We start from the raw sequence: 17,699 nt of genomic DNA on the forward strand, positions 1-17,699 counted from the left end.
GAAAAAGGGCGTGAAGCATCGACCGGCGGGCTTGCCGGCTGCTTCCGTCATGGGCATGGCGCATCGACCGGCGAGGCGCCGGTTGCGCGGGGTTATGGGGTCGGGGGTTAGGGAACGGGCAGCCCTGCGGCCACCTGGCCGAGAGCGTCGCGCAGCAGCGACGGGATCGAGACGGACGCCTCAGCGCGCAGCCACTGGTCGGTGACCACCCCGAGGGTGGCACCGACGCAGCCCGCTACCAGGCTCGGATACAGGTCACGGGTGACGTCGGTGCCGGTGCGCTCGGCGATCGCGACGGCCAGCTCGGCCTCGCCTTCGGCGTTGGCTCTGTGGATCTCGCCCTGCACCGAAGGCTCGGTGAGCATCAGGCGGAGCGCGGAGATCCACCGCTGCACGTCCAGGCCGTCCATATGGCCTTCCTGGCTCAGCGCGAACCGCGTCAGCACGGCGTTGGTGATCGCGTCCCAGAGCGGTTCGGAGGCCGGCCGGGCGCGCAGCTCGTCCGCGATCTGCCGGACCCGCTCCAGGTGCCGGGCGGCGATCGCCGCGCCCTTGCTGGAGAAGTAGTTGTTGAACGTGCGGGGCGAGACACCGGCCTCGGCGGCGATGTCCTCCACGCGGACGTTGTCCAGCCCCCGCTCGGCGGCCAGGCGGATGGCCGCCCAGCTCAGCGCGATCCTGGTCTCCTGCTTCTTGCGCTCCCGCAGGCCCGCACGCTCATCGTTCACGCAGCCCACTCTACACAATCTTGCGCGTCACGCAAAGATGCGGGGTCCGCAAATTTCTTAGCGGCGGATACCCATGCGCGCGTGCAGGTGCCTGCTCAGCACGGGCGCCGGACGGTGGCGCATCGGATGCCTGGCCCGCGCGGGCCTGATGGACAGCAGGCAGCCGACCAGCCCCGCCGCCAGGAAGAGCCCGAGCCGGAGCAGATCGGCGCGCGAGAGCGTCACCGTCCCCTCGCTGTTGACCAGGAACCCGGTGGTGAACATCCACGCCATCACCGCCGTCACCGGCGCACCCACCACGTCGCGGACCGACATCGCATAGACGCCGACGACAAGGGCCATCGCCGCCACTCTCCCCGGCAGATCGGAAAACAACATCGCGGTGGCCGCGCACCCGGCGACGGACGCCACGAAGCCCCCTGCGATCACGAACTCGATCGGCTTCGCGCGGTTCCTCATATTCCTATGAAGCGCCTACAAGAGAGGCCCGATTGCCATTCATACGGCATCCCTACGCGAACCCTCCGCATATTGACGCCATACATACGGCCTGCCACCTCCTACCTGCACTGATTCACCTGAGTAGGTCGTACTCATGCGCCCAGCCCCCGACGGCGGGAACCTGTGACAATGGCGCGAATTCCGCAGGTCCGCAGGGTTCTCTTCAACGACGAAGAGATCGGCATGGGCTTCAACAGCGACTCCGGGCTGGCCGTGGGGACGGCCCTCGAAGGGTTCACCGTCTCATCCGATCCCGTCGCCACCGGCCAGACGGTGACCTCCACCATCACCATCGTCAGTACGCACGAGGAGCTGCAGGAAACCCTGGGGATGTCGTTCGAGGCCCAGGGCCGCTACGGGTTCTTCTCGGCCTCGGCGAAGACGACGTTCTCCGAATCGTCCAACTACAACTCCACTTCGACCTTCCTCGTGGCCCGCGTCGTCGTGGAGAACGCGCTGCGCCGGGGGCGCGGATTCAAGGTCACCGGCGACGCCAAGGCGCTGCTCGACGCGTTGCGGTTCGACGAGTTCAAGCGCGCCTTCGGCGACAGCTTCGTGCGCGGGCTGCAGACCGGCGGAGAGTTCTACGCCGTCATCCGCATCACGTCGGTGTCAGTCAGCCACCAGACCTCGCTGGCGGCCACCCTGCAGGCCGAGGCCAACGGCCTGGTCGCGTCCGGCAGCTTCAAGGCCTCCTTCGAAGAGGCCAACAAGAGCGCCGGCACCCGCTCCGAGTACACGGCGACGATGTTCCAGAAGGCCGGTTCCGGTGCGCAGATCTCCCCCACGGTCGAGATCGGCGAGGTGATCAGCCGGTTCAAGCAGTTCCCTGCCATCGCCTCCGACAGTTCGGCGGCCTACGAGGCCGAGGTCGTCACCTACGACACGCTTCCCCTGCCCGTGCCCACCCCCGAGGAGCAGGAGGCCTTCCTCTTCGCCCTCGCCGACGCCCGGGAGCGCAAGCTCGGCTACATCCAGACCAGGAACGACCTGGAGTTCGCGCTCAGGCACCCGGACTTCTTCCGCGACCCGCCCTCCGCCGAGGTGCTCATGGCCGCCATCTCGGCCTACACCAGATTGATCAATGCGGCGATGCAGCATGCGATCAAGCTCTCGCGCGGGCAGATCTCCCCGCCTCGCCTCTTCGACCCGGGCGAGCTCGTCCCTCCGCTCACCGAGCCCGCCCCGATCCGCCTGGTGCGCGTAACCGCCGACCCCACGGTGCAGCCGGCGACGCTGAGGCTCGTGTCGCTGGCGTGCCGGACGGCCTCCGACCCCTCACCGTCCACCGACGAGATCATGATCCGAGTCGACGACGTCCCGCTGCCCGGGCCGTTCCCCGTGGACATGTCCGCAGGGGATCAGCTACGACTGGACAACACGTTCCTTCTGGGATCGGCCGCGATGAAGATCCAGGTCTGGGATCTGGATGGCGGCCTCGGCGACGACGACCTCATCGGAACCGTCACCGTCACGGGAGCCGAGCGCGGCACCGGCCAGAAACACGTCCAGCTGAGCGACGGCCAGGGGGTGTACGAGCTCGTGTACGAGGTGGTGTAGCCGGCGGCGTGATCGCCGCCGACGTCCCACTCTCGGCCCGCTAGTCGACGCCGGCCTCCATGGCGGCGGCGTCGAGGAGTTCCTCGTCGGGGACCTCGCCCCGGGAGGCGATCGCCTCGGCGCCGCCCGCGGGCATGGCGCCGATCAGGCCGGTCGAGGCGGCCTGCGCCGGGCCGACCAGCGCCGGGTGCGAGCTGCCGATCATGCCGATGCCCGCGTACTGCTCGAGCTTGGCGCGGGAGTCGGCGATGTCCAGGTTGCGCATGGTCAGCTGGCCGATGCGGTCGACGGGCCCGAAGGCGGAGTCCTCGGTGCGCTCCATGGACAGCTTGTCCGGGTGGTAGCTGAACGCCGGCCCGGTGGAGTCCAGGATCGAGTAGTCCTCGCCACGCCGCAGCCGCAGCGTCACCTCGCCGGTGATCGCCATCCCGACCCAGCGCTGCAGCGACTCGCGCAGCATCAGCGCCTGCGGGTCCAGCCAGCGGCCCTCGTACAGCAGCCGGCCCAGCCGCCGGCCCTCGATGTGGTAGCTGGCCAGGGTGTCCTCGTTGTGGATCGCGTTGACCAGCCGCTCGTAGGCCGCGTGCAGCAGCGCCATGCCCGGCGCCTCGTAGATGCCGCGGCTCTTGGCCTCGATGATCCGGTTCTCGATCTGGTCGGACATGCCCATGCCGTGCCTGCCGCCGATGGCGTTGGCCTCCAGCACCAGGTCCACGGCCGAGGCGAACTCCTTGCCGTTGATCGTCACCGGCCGGCCGTGCTCGAAGCCGATCGTGACGTCCTCGGTGGCGATCTCGACCTCGGGGTCCCAGAACCGCACGCCCATGATCGGCTCGACGATCTCGATGCCCGTGTCCAGCTGCTCGAGCTTCTTGGCCTCGTGCGTCGCGCCCCAGATGTTCGCGTCGGTGGAGTAGGCCTTCTCCGTGCTGTCGCGGTACGGCAGGCCGTGGGCGAGCAGCCACTCCGACATCTCGGTACGCCCGCCGAGCTCGGTGACGAAGTCGGCGTCCAGCCACGGCTTGTAGATGCGCAGAGACGGGTTGGCGAGCAGGCCGTACCGGTAGAACCGCTCGATGTCGTTGCCCTTGAAGGTGGAGCCGTCACCCCAGATCTGCACCGCGTCCTCGAGCATCGCCCGCACCAGCAGGGTGCCGGTGACGGCCCGCCCGAGCGGGGTGGTGTTGAAGTAGGTGCGTCCGCCGGAGCGGATGTGGAAGGCGCCGCAGGCCAGCGCCGCCAGCCCCTCCTCCACCAGCGCCGCCCGGCAGTCGACCAGCCGCGCGATCTCGGCGCCGTAGGAGGTGGCGCGCTCGGGCACGGAGGCGATGTCGGGCTCGTCGTACTGGCCGATCTCGGCGGTATAGGTGCACGGCACAGCACCCTTTTCGCGCATCCACGCGACAGCTACCGAGGTGTCGAGGCCGCCGGAGAAGGCGATGCCGACACGTTCGCCGACGGGCAGGGAGGTGAGCACCTTTGACATGAGCAGAAGTATGCAGACTAATGCATGGCCATGCAAGACCGTCTCACAGCTCAGACACGCGAAATCACAAAATCCCTGCTCAGCGACCCGCGACGGCTGACGCGCCGGCCCGGTCAGGGGGTGAAGCGGTAGCCCATGCCGGGTTCGGTGGTGAGGTGGGCGGGGTGCGCGGGGTCGGGTTCGAGTTTGCGGCGTAGCTGGGTCATGTACTGGCGCAGGTAGTGGGTCTCCTTGAGGTACTTCTCGCCCCAGACCTGGGTGAGGAGGTAGCGCTGGCTGACGAGTTTGCCGGGGTTGCGGAGGAGGATCTCGAGGATGTGCCATTCGGTGGGCGTGAGGCGGATTCCGTTGGAGATCGTTTTGTTCGTGAGGTCCACGCGGTGCTCGCCGATCTGGATGCTGGCCAGTTCGGCCGCCTGGACGGCGACCCGGCGGGTCACGGCCCGGACCCTGGCCAGGAGCTCGTCGATGCCGAAGGGTTTGGTGACGTAGTCGTCGGCGCCGGCGTCCAGGGCCTCGATCTTGTCCTGGTTGCCGGCCCGGCCCGACAGGACGATGATCGGGATCTGCGACCAGCCGCGCAGGCCGTGGATGACGTCCACGCCGTCGATGTCCGGCAGGCCGAGGTCGAGGATGACCAGGTCGGGGGGATTGTCGGCGGCCTGGCGCAGCGCGGCGCCGCCGTCGGCGGCCGTCTCCACCTCATAGTGGCGGGCCGTCAGGTTGATGCGCAGCGCCCGCAGGATCTGCGGCTCGTCGTCGACGATGAGGACGCGGGTCACCTGACGGCCGCTCTCGACGAGATGGGCATGGAAAGGATCATGGTGAGGCCTCCTCCAGGGGTCTCTTCGGGTACGAGGGTGCCGCCCATGGCCTCGGCGAGCCCGCGGGACAGCGCCAGGCCGAGGCCGACACCCGAGTGGTTGTCGCGGTCGCCCCGCCGCTGGAAGGGCAGGAAGATCCGCTCGTGGTCGGCGGGCGGGATACCGGGTCCGCGATCGATGACGCGGATCTCCACCTGGTCGCCATACCAGCTGGCGGTGATCAGCACCTTCTCGCCCGCCGGGCTGTAGCGCACCGCGTTGGTCATGAGGTTGACCAGCACCCGCTCCAGCAGGGCCGGGTCGCCGACGATCTCCGGCAGCTCGACGGAGATGTCGCCTTCGACGCGCTCTCGGAGCGGCCCGAGGTCGTCGATGGCGCGCGGTACGACGTCCTCCAGCGCGACAGGTTCGAGCGAGACGCCCAGGACTCCGGCCTGCAGGCGGCTCATGTCGAGCAGGTTGGCCACGAGGCGGTCGAGCCTGGCCAGGGACTCGTCGGCGGTGGCGAGCAGCTCGGCGCGGTCCTCCTCCGACCAGGTGATCTCGGTGCTGCGCAGCGACTCCACGGCGGCCTTGGCCGAGGCCAGCGGCGTACGCAGATCATGACTGACCGCCGCGAGCAACGCGGTGCGCATCGCGTCCGCCTCGGCCAGCGGCTTGGCCCGCGAAGCCTCCTCCCGCAGCCGCTCCTGCCGCAGCGCCACCGCGGCCTCCGCCGCGAACGCCTCAAGCACCCGCCGATCCTCCGCGTCCACGAGCCGCCCGCAGGCCGCGAGCACGAGGTCGTCGTCCACGATGACGTCGGTGTCGGCCTTGCCGGGGCAGGTGCACGGCGCGCCGCCCGCGGTGGCCAGGATGCGCCAGGATTCCGGCTGCGACTGGTCGTCGGGTCCCGGCGGGCCGATCCGCTCGAGCAGCGTGACCGACGTCAGGCCGAACGTCTCGCGCATCCTGGCCAGCAGCGACGGCACCGCCGCCTCGCCGCGCAGCACGTGCCCCGCCAGCGTCGACAGCACCTCGGCGTCCGCGCCGGCGCTGGCGGCCTCCCTGGTACGGCGGGCCGCGATGTCGACGATCGTGGACACCGCCGCGGCCACGACCACGAACACGATCAGCGCGAACAGGTTCTCCGGGTCGGAGATGGTCAGCGTGCCGACCGGCGGGGTGAAGAACCAGTTCAGCAGCAGCGATCCGCCGACGGCCGCCGTGATCGCCGGCCACATGCCGCCGACCAGGGCGACGCCGACGGTCATCAGCAGGAAGAACAGGATCTCGCTCGGCAGCGACAGGTCATCGCGGAACGGGATCAGCCCGGCGGTCAGCGCCGGCATGCCGAGCAGGGCCATCGCCCACCCGATCGACCGCCGCTTCCTGGTGAGCGCGGCGCGCGAGTGCTGCGAGCGCCTGCGCCCCCGTTTGGCCTCCTCATGCGTGATCATGTGCACGTCGATAGACCCCGACAGCGCCGTGGTCTCCACCCCGACGCCACGCGAGAAGATCTGCGCGAACCGGCCCCGCCTGGAGGCGCCGAGCACCAGCTGGGTGGCGTTCACCCCGCGCGCGAAGTCCAGCAGCGCCCGCGGGATGTCGTCCCCCACGACCTGGTGATACGTCCCGCCCATCGACTCCACCAGCGCCCGCTGGTGCGCCAGGTTCGCCGGATCGCCACCCGACAGGCCGTCGGCGTGCGTGACGTGTACGGCCAGCAGATCGGCGCCCTTGCTGCGGGCGGCGATGCGCGCGGCCCGCCGTACCAGCGTGTCGCCCTCGGGACCGCCGGTCAGGGCGACCACCACCCGCTCGCGCGCCTCCCACGTCCCCTGGATGCCGTGGTCGGCGCGGTAGCGGTCGAGCTGCTCGTCCACCTTGCCCGCGACCCACAGCAGCGCCAGCTCCCGCAGCGCGGTCAGGTTCCCGACGCGGAAGTAGTTCGACAGGGCGGCATCGACCTTCTCCGGCGCGTAGACGTTGCCATGGGCCAGGCGGCGGCGCAGCGCCTCCGGGGCCATGTCGACCACCTCGACCTGGTCGGCCCGCCGTACCACCTCATCAGGTACGGTCTCCCGCTGCGGGATGCCGGTGATCTGCTCGACGACGTCGTTGACCGACTCCAGGTGCTGGACGTTGACCGTGGAGATGACGTCGATCCCGGCGTCCAGGATCTCGTCGATGTCCTGCCACCGCTTGGCGTTGCGCGAGCCTGGCACGTTGGTGTGCGCCAGCTCGTCGATGAGCGCGATCCTGGGCGCCCGCGCGATGACCGCGTCGACGTCCAGCTCGGTGAAGGTGGCCCCGCGGTAGACGAGCCTCTTGCGGGGGATCACCTCCATGCCGTCGAGCAGTCCGGCGGTGCGGGCACGGCCGTGGGTCTCGACGAGACCCACGACCACGTCCTTGTCTCTTTCGCATGCTCTGCGGGCTTCGGAGAGCATCGCGTAGGTCTTGCCGACCCCGGGGGCCGCCCCGAGGTAGACCCGCAGGCGGCCCCTGCTCATGAGGCCTTGTCCAGCGCCAGGTTGAGCTGGAGCACGTTCACCGCGGGCTCACCCATGAAGCCCAGCGACCGGCCGGCGGTGTTGTCCCTGATGAGCTGCTCGACCCTGGCCAGGGGCAGGTCGCGCTCCTTGGCGACCCGCTTGGCCTGCAGCTCGGCGTAGGCCACCGAGATGTGCGGGTCAAGCCCGGAACCGCTGGCCGTCACCGCGTCGGCCGGTACGGCGGGCGTCCCCACGTTGCCTCGGATGGGGACGGTGCGACCGGCGGAGTAGTCCTCACCCGGCTTGCCGCACTCCACCTTGACGCCCTGGTACTCGGCGACGAACGGCTGTGCGGGGCAGGCCTGATTGACGCTGACCGCCCTGGTGACCTTGCCCTGGAAGGGGAAGACCTTCAGCACCGCGCCGACACCGTCCGGCGTGCAGAACGGGCGGGCGCCGCTGACGCCCTCCAGCTCGCCGACCTCCTTGGAGCGGGCGCAGACCTGGGTGAGCAGTGACTGCTTGCCCTCGTCAGGGTTGCCCTCGTCGTCTTTCTTGCCGGGCACCGCCAGCGTGTCCACGATGTCCTCGGGCCCCAGGTTGCTGGCGCTGGTCGAGGTCGGGTCGTAGCCGTCGCCGGCCGCCGACGGGCGGGACTGGAAGTACGTCTTGACGGGGTTGCCGTCCTTGTCGGTGAAGAGCTGGCCGATGACCGCGCTGCCGGCGTCCTTGCCGTCCTTCTGCACGATCGAGCCGTTGGCCTTGCCGTTGAAGACGGCCTGCGCGACGCCGGTGGTGACCAGCGGGTAGATCAGGCCCAGCAGCACGGTCAGGACGACGACCGCCCTGATCGCGGCCAGGTGCTGGCGGATCCAGCTTGGCATGCGTTCCATTTATGACATCCCCGGAAGGAACTGGATGACCAGGTCGATGAGCTTGATGCCGACGAACGGCGCGATGATGCCGCCCAGGCCGTACACGTAGAGGTTGCGGCTGAGCAGCTTGGAAGCGCTGGACGGCTTGTAGCGGACGCCGCGCAGCGACAGCGGGATCAGCGCGATGATCACCAGAGCGTTGAAGATGACCGCCGACAGGATCGCCGACTGCGGGCTCTGCAGGCGCATGATGTTCAGGGCGTCCAGGCCCGGGTACACCGCCGCGAACATCGCGGGAATGATCGCGAAGTACTTGGCGATGTCGTTGGCGATCGAGAAGGTGGTCAGCGCCCCGCGGGTGATGAGCAGCTGCTTGCCGATCTCGACGATCTCGATGAGCTTGGTCGGGTTGGAATCCAGGTCGACCATGTTGCCCGCCTCCTTGGCGGCGGACGTGCCGGTGTTCATCGCCACGCCCACGTCGGCCTGGGCCAGCGCGGGAGCGTCGTTGGTGCCGTCACCGGTCATGGCGACCAGGCGGCCGCCCTCCTGCTCCTTCCTGATCAGCGCGAGCTTGTCCTCGGGCGTGGCCTCGGCCAGGAAGTCGTCCACGCCCGCCTCGTCGGCGATGGCCTTGGCGGTCAGCGGGTTGTCGCCCGTGATCATCACGGTGCGGATGCCCATGCGGCGCATCTCGTCGAAGCGTTCCCGCATGCCCTCCTTGACGACGTCCTTGAGGTGGATGACGCCCAGCACCTTGGTCTTGTCGGCCACCACCAGCGGGGTGCCGCCGGACGCCGAGATGCCGTCCACGATGTGGCCCACCTGGTCGGTGGGGTGGCCGCCGTTGTCGCGCACCCACTTCATCACCGCGGTCGCGGCGCCCTTGCGGACCTCGCGGCCGTCCAGGTTCACCCCGGACATGCGGGTCTGGGCGGTGAACGGCACCCAGTGGGCGTGAGCCAGTTCCCCGGGCTTGCGCTCGCGCAGGCCGTACTCCTGCTTGGCGAAGACGACGATCGAGCGGCCCTCGGGCGTCTCGTCGGCCAGCGACGACAGCTGCGCCGCCTCGGCCAGTTCCTGCTCGCTAACCCCGGGGACGGGGATGAACTCGCCGGCCTGCCGGTTGCCCAGCGTGATGGTGCCGGTCTTGTCCAGCAGCAGCGTGGACACGTCGCCCGCGGCCTCGACGGCGCGGCCGGACATGGCCAGCACGTTGCGCTGGACCAGGCGGTCCATGCCGGCGATGCCGATCGCGGACAGCAGCGCGCCGATCGTGGTCGGGATGAGGCAGACCAGCAGCGAGATCAGCACCACGCCGGTGACGCCGTTGCCGTTCAGCGCGAGCGAGTCGGCCACGCCCGGGTTGATCTGCTTGGAGTAGATCGCCAGCGGCTGCATCGTGACCGTGGCGACCAGGAAGATGATCGTCAGAGCCGCGAGCAGGATGTTCAGCGCGATCTCGTTGGGCGTCTTCTGCCGGTTGGCACCCTCGACGAGGGCGATCATCCGGTCGATGAAGCTCTCACCCGGCTTCTGTGTGATCTGGACGATGATCTTGTCCGACAGCACCTTCGTGCCGCCGGTCACCGCCGACCGGTCGCCGCCCGATTCGCGGATGACCGGGGCGGACTCGCCGGTGATGGCCGACTCGTCCACGCTCGCGATGCCCTCGATCACGTCGCCGTCGCCCGGGATGATCTCCCCGGCTTCGACGACCACGACGTCGCCCTGCTTGAGCTCGGGGGCGGCGACGAGTTCCTCAGGCGCCTTGGAGAAGTCCCCCGACGCCGACTTGAGGCGGCGGGCCATCGTGTCGGTCTTGGCCTTGCGCAGCGTGGCGGCCTGCGCCTTGCCGCGACCCTCGGCGACGGCCTCGGCCAGGTTGGCGAAGACCACGGTCAGCCACAGCCACACCACGATGGTCCAGCCGAAGAACGACGGCTCGACGATCGCCAGCACGGTGGTGAACGCCGCACCGATCTCGACGATGAACATGACGGGGTTGCGCCACAGCGTCCCGGGGTTCAACTTCTTGAACGCGTCGGGCAGCGAGGTGATCAGCTGTTTCGGATCCAGCAGACCGCCGCCGACCCGGCCGTTCTTCTGCGGCGCGGGAGCCTTGCCCGGCGCTTCCAGCACGGGGGTTGACATATCAGGACAGTCCTTCTGCGATCGGCCCGAGCGCGAGCGCCGGGAGGAACGTGAGCGCGACGAGGATGATCGTCACGCCGACCACCATGAAGACGAACTGCGGCCGGTGGGTGGGCAGCGTGCCCGCCGAGGCGGGCACCGGCGCCTGCGCGGCCAGCGACCCGGCCAGGCCCAGGGCCAGGATGATGGGCAGGAAGCGGCCGAACACCATGGCCAGGCCGAGCGCCACGTCGTACCAGGGGGTGTTGACCGTGATGCCGGCGAAGGCCGAGCCGTTGTTGTTGGCGGCGCTGGTGAAGGCGTAGAGCACTTCCGACAGGCCGTGCGGCCCGCCGTTGAGCATGCTCGCCCGCTGCTCCACCGAGCCCATCGCCATGGCCGTGCCGATCAGCACCAGCACCGGCGTGACCAGGAAGTACATTGAAGCCAGCTTGATCTCCCGGGCGCCGATCTTCTTGCCCAGGTACTCCGGCGTCCGGCCGACCATCAGGCCCGCCACGAACACCGTGATCACGGCCAGGATCAGCATGCCGTACAGGCCGGAGCCGACGCCGCCGGGCGCGACCTCGCCCAGCATCATGTTGAACATCGTCATCATGCCGCCGAACGGCGTGAACGAGTCGTGGAAGGAGTCCACGGCACCGGTCGAGGTCAGCGTGGTCGCCGCGGCGAAGGTGGCGGAGTCGGAGACCCCGAAGCGGACCTCCTTGCCCTCCATCGCCGCGCCCACCGCCTGCGGCACCGTCGCGTTGCCCGACAGCTCGAACACGTTGAGCAGCACGACGCTCATCAGCGCGAGAGTGGCCATCACGGCCAGGATGGCGTAGCCCTGCTTGACCTGGCCGACCATCTTGCCGAAGGTGCGCGGCAGCGCGAACGGGATGAGCAGGATCAGGAAGATCTCGAACCAGTTCGTCCAGTTCGTGGTGTTCTCGAAGGGGTGCGCGGAGTTGGCGTTGTAGAAGCCGCCGCCGTTGGTGCCCAGCTCCTTGATGACCTCCTGGCTGGCCACCGGGCCGCCGGTGATGGTCTGGCTGCCACCGGTCAGGGTGGTGAGCGTGTGCGGGTCGGCCAGGTTCTGGATCAGGCCGCCCGCCACCAGGACGAGCGCGCCGACGAAGGCGATGGGCAGCAGGATGCGGATCGAGCCGCGGACCAGGTCGACCCAGAAGTTGCCCAGCGTGTCGGACTTGTTGCGGGCGAAGCCGCGCACCAGCGCGATCGCCACCGCCATGCCGACGGCCGCCGAGACGAAGTTCTGCACCGCCAGCGCGCCCATCTGCACCAGGTAGCCCATGGTGGACTCACCGGAGTAGGCCTGCCAGTTGGTGTTGGTGACGAAGCTGATCGCGGTGTTCCACGCGATGTGGTCGGTGACGGGCTTCATGCCGATGGCCAGCGGGAGCTTGTCCTGCAGGCGCTGCATGCCGTACACGACCAGGATGGAGATCACCGAGAAGGCCAGCACGCTGCGGGCGTAGACGCCCCAGCGCTGCTCGGTGTCCGGCCGCACGCCGATCAGTTTGTAGATGCCGCGCTCGACGGCGTTGTGCTTGTTTCCGCTGTAGACCCGGTACATGTAGTCGCCGAACGGCTTGTGCACCAGGGCCAGCGCGACGATCAGGGAGACGATGAAGACGATCCCCGCTGCTGTGGCGCTCATCAGAACCGCTCCGGAAAGAGCAGGGCTGCGATCATGAAGATCACCAGCAGGACGGCCACACCGAGCCCAGTGGCGTTGATCACGCTCACAGGCGTTCCACCGCCTTAACGACAAGCCCGAAGATCACGAAGATCGCGACCGTCAGGACGACGAAGATGACGTCAGCCATCCCCACTCCTCAGATCCGGATGTGTGTTGCTTACCGGGACAGCAAATACTGAGAAATGACCGGTATTGCCTTTCTTGACGCCTTTCATACGACTCGGCGCTGAGACTTGACACCTTCCATACGCCACGCCACTTCAGGTCAAAACTCGCGTGTCAGAATCGCGTAGAGATCTGCGGGAGCAGGATCACAGGGGGGTGATAGTCGGGGTGTGATCGAACAGTTTCACTGTGCAGCGTGCCGCGCCTGGACCCGGCGCTGGCCGAGATCATGCGGGTGCTCAGGTCCGGCGGGCAGCTGCGCTTCTATGAGCACGTGCTGTCGGCCAACCCCGTCTCGGCCCTGTTCGAGAAGATCATCAGCCCACTCTGGGTGCAGGCCTCGGGCGGCTGCCACCCGGCCCGTGACACCGCTGGCCATCGCCAGGGCCGGATTCGCGATCGAAGGCGTCCGGCGGTTCGACTACGACCACATCACGCATGTGCTGGGCACGGCGCGCCGTATCTGATCACAGACGGCCCAGCCGGTCCATGGCCGTGGTGTGCGCGTCAAGGGCGTGCGCGAAAGCGTCCTGAGCCCTGTCCAGCTGCTCCTGCAGCGTGCCGAGCGCCTCGTCGGACCCCAGCGCGTCCGTCACCAGGGCCCGCTGCTTCCCGGCCGCGTCGTCCTGTGCGAGCTGTACGGCGTGCGTGACGGAATCGGCGAGCTCGTGGCTTTCCTGACGCATCGCCCGGGGGTCGAGCTCGACGCGCACCAGCCTGCCCGTGTGATCCACCGTGGCGCGGACGTGCCCGTCCTCGCCTTTGCCTCTGATCGCGTTGAGCTCCGTGGCCGCCTCTCGCAGGCAGCGGATGGCGCGCTCACTCTCGCTGATCATCTGATCCAGGTCTTCTGAAGAACCGAACATGCGACCCGATCTTGGGGGCGGAGGCTGGGAGGGATTGGTCCATTGACGGCCTGAATACGCCTTCTTGATGCGGAATATGCGGCTTATCGGCATTTGAGGGGCTGGGGCGCCAGGAGGATGGAGCCATGGGGGATGATGACAAGCACATCAGTTCCACCGCGATCGGCCGGACGGCGCACGCGGTCGACCTACACCTGAGCGAACCGCTGCGCGCGTTCCATGCCAATGTGAAGCCGCAGACCGACCTGCCGCCGGGCACGTTCGGCACCATCGGGGACCTGATCCTCGGCGGGGCCTACCGCGAGTTCCAGCTCCACGTCGAGCAAATCGTCTCGGACGCGGTCACGGTGACCGAGCACTGGCAGCGGGACCTGGACCACGCCAGAAGGAACTGGCGCAACGCCGAGGACCTCGCCTGGATGGGGGTACCCGGGTGAGCGGATACGGCCCGCCGGGCTGGTACCCACCTACCGCTCCGGTTCGCCCGCCCACCGGGTCCTTCGGCCCGCCCGTGCCGGTCTCGCATCCGCAGTCGCCCTTCTACACCCAGGTACGACCGCTCACCGGGTCCTTCGGGCCGCCGCCGCCCATGTCGGTGCCCAAGACACCGTCGGCGGCCGTGCGGACCTGGCGGGTCGCCTCCGGCATGAGCGTGCTGGCGGTGGCCACGTATCTGCTGGTGGAGGGCGCCCAGGGCAACGAGACGGCCATCCGTCACGCCAAGACCTCGTGGATCAACGCCCTGGGCGGGACGCTGGGGATCGAGGGTCAGCTGATGCCCGGCGTGGAGACTGTACGCCGGGCCATGCACGGCTGGCAGGCCGACGACCAGGACGCCTTCGAAACGGCGCTCAACGCCTTCAACAGCCGTCTGGGGTCGCTGAAGACCACGCTGGCGTACATGGGCGAGGGGATGGGGCACCTGGCCGACGCCTATGCCGACTTCGACATGGCGCTGCGCATGACCGGCGCGTCCCTCATCGTCGCGCTGGCCGGGCTGAAGGCGGCCCGCCTGTTCCCCGCGACCGCCGCATCGGCCGCCTTCGCCGAGGGCGTCGCAGTCAAGTCGGCCAACCTCGCCGTGATCGCCCTGCTCGGCCAGCTCGGCGGCTTCCTGGCGCATGCCGCCACGAACCTGGCCCGCCTGCGCAGCGCCCTGCGCAACATCGAGACCGTCCTGCCCACCGGCCCCGGCGCGATCGACTTCCACACCACCGAGATCGACAAGACCGGCCTGCCCACCTACGAGCCGCCCCCGTAGATTCGGTGTCAAGTCATGTCATGAGCGCTTCCCTCGCCCGCCGGGCGGAGAGACAGTCGACTCATGACCGGAAAGGCTCTCGATCTGCTGCTTCTGGCCGCGTTCGCGGTCATCTTCCTGGCCGTCTCGTTCACCGTTCCCGGCCTGGCCAACCTGATCGTCTTCTGGCTGGGACTGGTCGGCCTGCTCTGGTACGACGGCCTGGTCCGCCACGAACCCGGCGGCAGGCTGCGCGCCCACTGGCAGTAGGCTGCTCGACCAGGTACTCCTGGGCCTGCTCGCCGAGTCCGGAGCCTGGCCGTCGCCACAGTCGACGAGGAATCCGACAGAGCGGACGTCCTGCGCCGATACACCGAGCTCGTCGCCGCATGGGAAAGCCAGGTGCTGGCGCACTGACAACCGGGCGAGTGCGTAGGAATCGCGTCAATACTGGTATCGACACCGTATGAACGCCGTCAAGGTGCGCCAATACCGCTCCAGGCAGGGGTTTGCTTGGAGTTACGCGGGAGCGCGAGAAGTGGTGATCGGTCGTGGCACGGGGACGGCTCCGGGTCTATCTGGGCGCGGCGCCGGGGGTCGGCAAGACCTACGACATGCTCAGCGAGGCGCAGCGGGCCAGGGAACGCGGCAGGGACGTGGTCGTGGGCTTCGTCGAGACCCACGGCCGCGCCCGCACGGCCGCGCTGCTCGAGGGGTTGGAGGCCGTACCGCGCAAGACGATGGTCTACCGCGGCGCCACCTTCACCGAGCTGGACGCGGACGCGGTCATCGCCCGACGCCCGCGGGTCGCGCTCATCGACGAGCTAGCCCACACCAACGTGCCGGGCTCCCGCAACGCCAAGCGCTGGCAGGACATCGAGGAGGTGCTGGACGCCGGCATCGACGTCATCTCGACCGTCAACATCCAGCACCTGGAGTCGGTCAACGACGTGGTCGAGCAGATCACCGGCGTCCCGCAGCGCGAACGCGTCCCCGACGAGGTGGTACGGCGGGCCGACCAGATCGAGCTGGTCGACATGTCACCCGAGGCCCTGCGCCGCCGCCTGGCCCACGGCAACGTCTACGCCCCTGAGAAGGTCGACGCGGCCCTGTCGAACTACTTCCGCGTCGGCAACCTGACCGCGCTGCGGGAGGTGGCACTGCTGTGGGTCGCCGGCAAGGTCGACGAGCAGCTCGACCGCTACCGCGCCGACCACGGCATCGAGGGCACCTGGGAGGCGCGCGAGCGGGTGGTGGTCGCCCTGACCGGCGGCCCCGAGGGCGACACGCTGGTACGGCGGGCCGCCCGGGTCGCCGCCAGGAGCAAGGGCGCGGACCTGCTGGCCGTCCACGTGACCAGTGCCGACGGGCTGACCGACGGCGACCCGGCCCATCTGGCCCGCCAGCGGACTCTGGTCGAGTCCGTGGGTGGGACCTACCACCAGGTCGTGGGCGACGACATCCCGCGCGCCCTGCTGGACTTCGCCCGCGGCGTGAACGCCACCCAGCTGGTGCTCGGCGCCTCCCGGCGGGGCCGTTTCGCGCAGATCTTCTCGCGCGGCGTCGGGGTGGAGACGACCGCGCTGTCCGGGCCGATCGACGTGCACATGATCACGCACGAGGAGGTGAAGAAGGGCCGCAGGCCGTCCTCGTCCAAGGTGCTGTCCAGGCGCAGGCGGCTGTGGGGCTGGGCGATGGCCGTGGTGGGCATGCCCGCGCTGACGGCGCTGCTGTCGGTGTTCAGGGAGGATCTCAGCCTGCCGAGTGAGATCCTGTTCTTCCTGCTCATGACCGTCGTGGTGGCGCTGGTCGGCGGCATGTGGCCGGCCATCACCGCGGCCGTCGGCGGGTCGCTGCTGCTCAACTGGTACTTCACCCCGCCGACCGGCGAGCTCACGATCGCCGACCCGCAGAACCTGTTCGCCCTGATCGTCTTCGTGGTCGTCGCGGCGGCGGTGTCCACGATCGTCGACATCGCGGCCCGCCGTACCAGAGAAGCGGCACGGGCGTCCGCGGATGCCGAAGTGTTGTCGGCTCTGGCCGGGAACGTGCTGCGCGGGGATGCGGCCGTGCCCGCGCTGCTGGGGCGGATGCGCGACACGTTCGGGCTGGACTCGGTCACACTGCTCGAACGCCGGCCGGAGGCGGGCTTGACGCCCGAGGTCAGGGCCGAGCCGGAATCGTGGCAGGTGGTCGCGGCCTCGGGGTCCGGGCCGTGCGAGTGCCCAGCGGCGGCCGACACCGACGTGGTGATCGACGACGACCTGATCCTTGCCGCCCGCGGCCGGCTGCTCGAGGCCGAGGACCAGCGGGTGCTCGAAGCCTTCGCCGCCGAGGCCGCGGTGGCGCTGCGGCAGAAGCGGCTGCGTGCGGAGGCCGAGCAGGCCAAGCCGCTGGCCGAGGCCGACAGGCTGCGCACCGCGCTGCTCGCGGCCGTCAGCCACGACCTGCGCACCCCGCTGGCCTCCGCCAAGGCCGCGGTCGAGTCGCTGCGCAACACCGCAATCCCGTGGTCCGAAGCGGACCGCGCCGAGCTGCTCGCCACCGCCGACGAATCCCTGGCCAGGCTCGACCGCCTCGTGGCCAACCTGCTCGACATGAGCCGCCTGCAGGCCGGAGTCCTGGGCGTCTCGCTCGAACCCGTGGCCCTGGAGGACGTGGTGCCGCGCGCCGTCGACGACCTCGGGCCGCTGCGCGACCGCGTCGACGGCGACATCTCCCCCGAGTTGCCCGAGGTGTCGGCCGACCCGACCCTGCTGGAACGAGTCCTGGTCAACCTCATGACCAACGCCGTGCGCTACAGCCCGCCGGAGGAACCGGTGCTGATCACCGCCAGCCGGCTCGGCGACCAGGTGCAGGTCCGCGTGATCGACCGCGGTCCTGGCATCCCGGCCGACGCGCACGACCGGATCTTCCTGCCCTTCCAGCGGCTGGGCGACAGGGACAACCAGAGCGGCGTCGGGCTGGGGCTGGCGTTGTCGCGAGGCCTGGCCGAGGCGATGGGCGGCAGCCTCACCCCGGAGGAGACGCCGGGTGGCGGCCTCACCATGGTTCTGACGCTGCCGATCTCCCCGGTCCCCGGCAGGATCCCTGCCTAAGCCAGGCGACCCGACGTGAG

General features: G+C 69.2%; 15 protein-coding genes. 5 read left to right on the forward strand and 10 right to left on the reverse strand.

Annotated elements, in window-relative coordinates; genetic code table 11:
• Nucleotides 1–107 precede the first annotated feature (107 nt).
• Complete coding sequence (locus tag ACIBHX_RS28795; protein WP_397070411.1) at nt 108–728, reverse strand: TetR family transcriptional regulator; 621 nt, start codon at nt 726–728, stop codon at nt 108–110.
• 57 nt (nt 729–785) lie between these two features.
• On the reverse strand, nt 786–1,187 hold the full coding sequence (locus tag ACIBHX_RS28800; RefSeq protein WP_397070412.1) for a hypothetical protein: 402 nt from the start codon (nt 1,185–1,187) through the stop codon (nt 786–788).
• A 171-nt stretch (nt 1,188–1,358) separates the two neighbouring features.
• Between ACIBHX_RS28800 and ACIBHX_RS28805 the strand changes: the two genes are divergently transcribed.
• On the forward strand, nt 1,359–2,789 hold the full coding sequence (locus ACIBHX_RS28805) for a hypothetical protein (protein ID WP_397070413.1): 1,431 nt from the start codon (nt 1,359–1,361) through the stop codon (nt 2,787–2,789).
• A 40-nt stretch (nt 2,790–2,829) separates the two neighbouring features.
• On the opposite strand, the gene argG is transcribed toward ACIBHX_RS28805, so the two are convergent.
• The 8 genes from argG to ACIBHX_RS28845 all read right to left on the reverse strand — a co-directional run bounded on the left by argG (nt 2,830) and on the right by ACIBHX_RS28845 (nt 13,311).
• On the reverse strand, nt 2,830–4,275 hold the full coding sequence (argG, locus tag ACIBHX_RS28810; RefSeq protein WP_397070415.1) for an argininosuccinate synthase: 1,446 nt from the start codon (nt 4,273–4,275) through the stop codon (nt 2,830–2,832).
• Between the two features lie 113 nt (nt 4,276–4,388).
• Nucleotides 4,389–5,057 carry a response regulator gene (locus ACIBHX_RS28815; RefSeq protein ID WP_397070416.1) on the reverse strand — a complete coding sequence of 223 codons (669 nt, stop codon included), beginning with the start codon at nt 5,055–5,057 and terminating at the stop codon, nt 4,389–4,391.
• Nucleotides 5,054–7,594 (reverse strand): DUF4118 domain-containing protein, encoded by a 2,541-nt coding sequence (locus ACIBHX_RS28820; protein WP_397070417.1) that lies wholly within the window; start codon nt 7,592–7,594, stop codon nt 5,054–5,056. Before ACIBHX_RS28820 ends, ACIBHX_RS28815 begins: the two co-directional genes overlap by 4 nt.
• Nucleotides 7,591–8,469 (reverse strand): potassium-transporting ATPase subunit C, encoded by an 879-nt coding sequence (locus ACIBHX_RS28825; RefSeq protein WP_397070418.1) that lies wholly within the window; start codon nt 8,467–8,469, stop codon nt 7,591–7,593. Before ACIBHX_RS28825 ends, ACIBHX_RS28820 begins: the two co-directional genes overlap by 4 nt.
• Nucleotides 8,470–10,605: a potassium-transporting ATPase subunit KdpB gene (kdpB, locus tag ACIBHX_RS28830; RefSeq protein WP_397070419.1), complete on the reverse strand. Its 2,136-nt coding sequence runs from the start codon at nt 10,603–10,605 to the stop codon at nt 8,470–8,472. It abuts the gene before it with no gap.
• Nucleotide 10,606: 1 nt separating this feature from the next.
• Entirely contained in the window at nt 10,607–12,268 is a 1,662-nt protein-coding gene (gene kdpA, locus ACIBHX_RS28835; protein ID WP_397070420.1) for a potassium-transporting ATPase subunit KdpA, read from the reverse strand.
• On the reverse strand, nt 12,268–12,357 hold the full coding sequence (locus ACIBHX_RS28840; RefSeq protein ID WP_397070421.1) for a potassium-transporting ATPase subunit F: 90 nt from the start codon (nt 12,355–12,357) through the stop codon (nt 12,268–12,270). The genes kdpA and ACIBHX_RS28840 overlap by 1 nt, the downstream gene beginning before the upstream one ends.
• Before the next feature lie 585 nt (nt 12,358–12,942).
• Nucleotides 12,943–13,311 (reverse strand): YbaB/EbfC family nucleoid-associated protein, encoded by a 369-nt coding sequence (locus ACIBHX_RS28845; protein WP_397070422.1) that lies wholly within the window; start codon nt 13,309–13,311, stop codon nt 12,943–12,945.
• A 155-nt stretch (nt 13,312–13,466) separates the two neighbouring features.
• Between ACIBHX_RS28845 and ACIBHX_RS28850 the strand changes: the two genes are divergently transcribed.
• From ACIBHX_RS28850 to ACIBHX_RS28865, 4 genes are all read left to right on the forward strand, one after another.
• Complete coding sequence (locus tag ACIBHX_RS28850; protein ID WP_397070423.1) at nt 13,467–13,778, forward strand: hypothetical protein; 312 nt, start codon at nt 13,467–13,469, stop codon at nt 13,776–13,778.
• Nucleotides 13,775–14,602, forward strand: a complete 828-nt coding sequence (locus ACIBHX_RS28855; RefSeq protein ID WP_397070424.1) for a WXG100 family type VII secretion target — start codon at nt 13,775–13,777, stop codon at nt 14,600–14,602. Before ACIBHX_RS28850 ends, ACIBHX_RS28855 begins: the two co-directional genes overlap by 4 nt.
• A gap of 63 nt (nt 14,603–14,665) precedes the next feature.
• Nucleotides 14,666–14,851, forward strand: a complete 186-nt coding sequence (locus ACIBHX_RS28860) for a hypothetical protein (protein WP_397070425.1) — start codon at nt 14,666–14,668, stop codon at nt 14,849–14,851.
• Between the two features lie 281 nt (nt 14,852–15,132).
• Nucleotides 15,133–17,679: an ATP-binding protein gene (locus tag ACIBHX_RS28865; protein WP_397070426.1), complete on the forward strand. Its 2,547-nt coding sequence runs from the start codon at nt 15,133–15,135 to the stop codon at nt 17,677–17,679.
• Nucleotides 17,680–17,699 lie beyond the last annotated feature (20 nt).

Source organism: Nonomuraea sp. NPDC050536, from assembly GCF_044457685.1.
GTDB lineage: Bacteria > Actinomycetota > Actinomycetes > Streptosporangiales > Streptosporangiaceae > Nonomuraea.

Bases quoted from the DNA above. Each gene is read 5' to 3' on its own strand.
- ACIBHX_RS28860 (WP_397070425.1), top strand. From the start codon at position 14,666: ATGACCGGAAAGGCTCTCGATCTGCTGCTTCTGGCCGCGTTCGCGGTC.
- ACIBHX_RS28800 (WP_397070412.1), bottom strand. From the start codon at position 1,187: ATGAGGAACCGCGCGAAGCCGATCGAGTTCGTGATCGCAGGGGGCTTC.
- kdpA (WP_397070420.1), bottom strand. From the start codon at position 12,268: ATGAGCGCCACAGCAGCGGGGATCGTCTTCATCGTCTCCCTGATCGTC.
- ACIBHX_RS28805 (WP_397070413.1), top strand. From the start codon at position 1,359: ATGGCGCGAATTCCGCAGGTCCGCAGGGTTCTCTTCAACGACGAAGAG.
- argG (WP_397070415.1), bottom strand. From the start codon at position 4,275: ATGTCAAAGGTGCTCACCTCCCTGCCCGTCGGCGAACGTGTCGGCATC.
- kdpB (WP_397070419.1), bottom strand. From the start codon at position 10,605: ATGTCAACCCCCGTGCTGGAAGCGCCGGGCAAGGCTCCCGCGCCGCAG.
- ACIBHX_RS28820 (WP_397070417.1), bottom strand. From the start codon at position 7,594: ATGAGCAGGGGCCGCCTGCGGGTCTACCTCGGGGCGGCCCCCGGGGTC.
- ACIBHX_RS28845 (WP_397070422.1), bottom strand. From the start codon at position 13,311: ATGATCAGCGAGAGTGAGCGCGCCATCCGCTGCCTGCGAGAGGCGGCC.
- ACIBHX_RS28850 (WP_397070423.1), top strand. From the start codon at position 13,467: ATGGGGGATGATGACAAGCACATCAGTTCCACCGCGATCGGCCGGACG.
- ACIBHX_RS28825 (WP_397070418.1), bottom strand. From the start codon at position 8,469: ATGGAACGCATGCCAAGCTGGATCCGCCAGCACCTGGCCGCGATCAGG.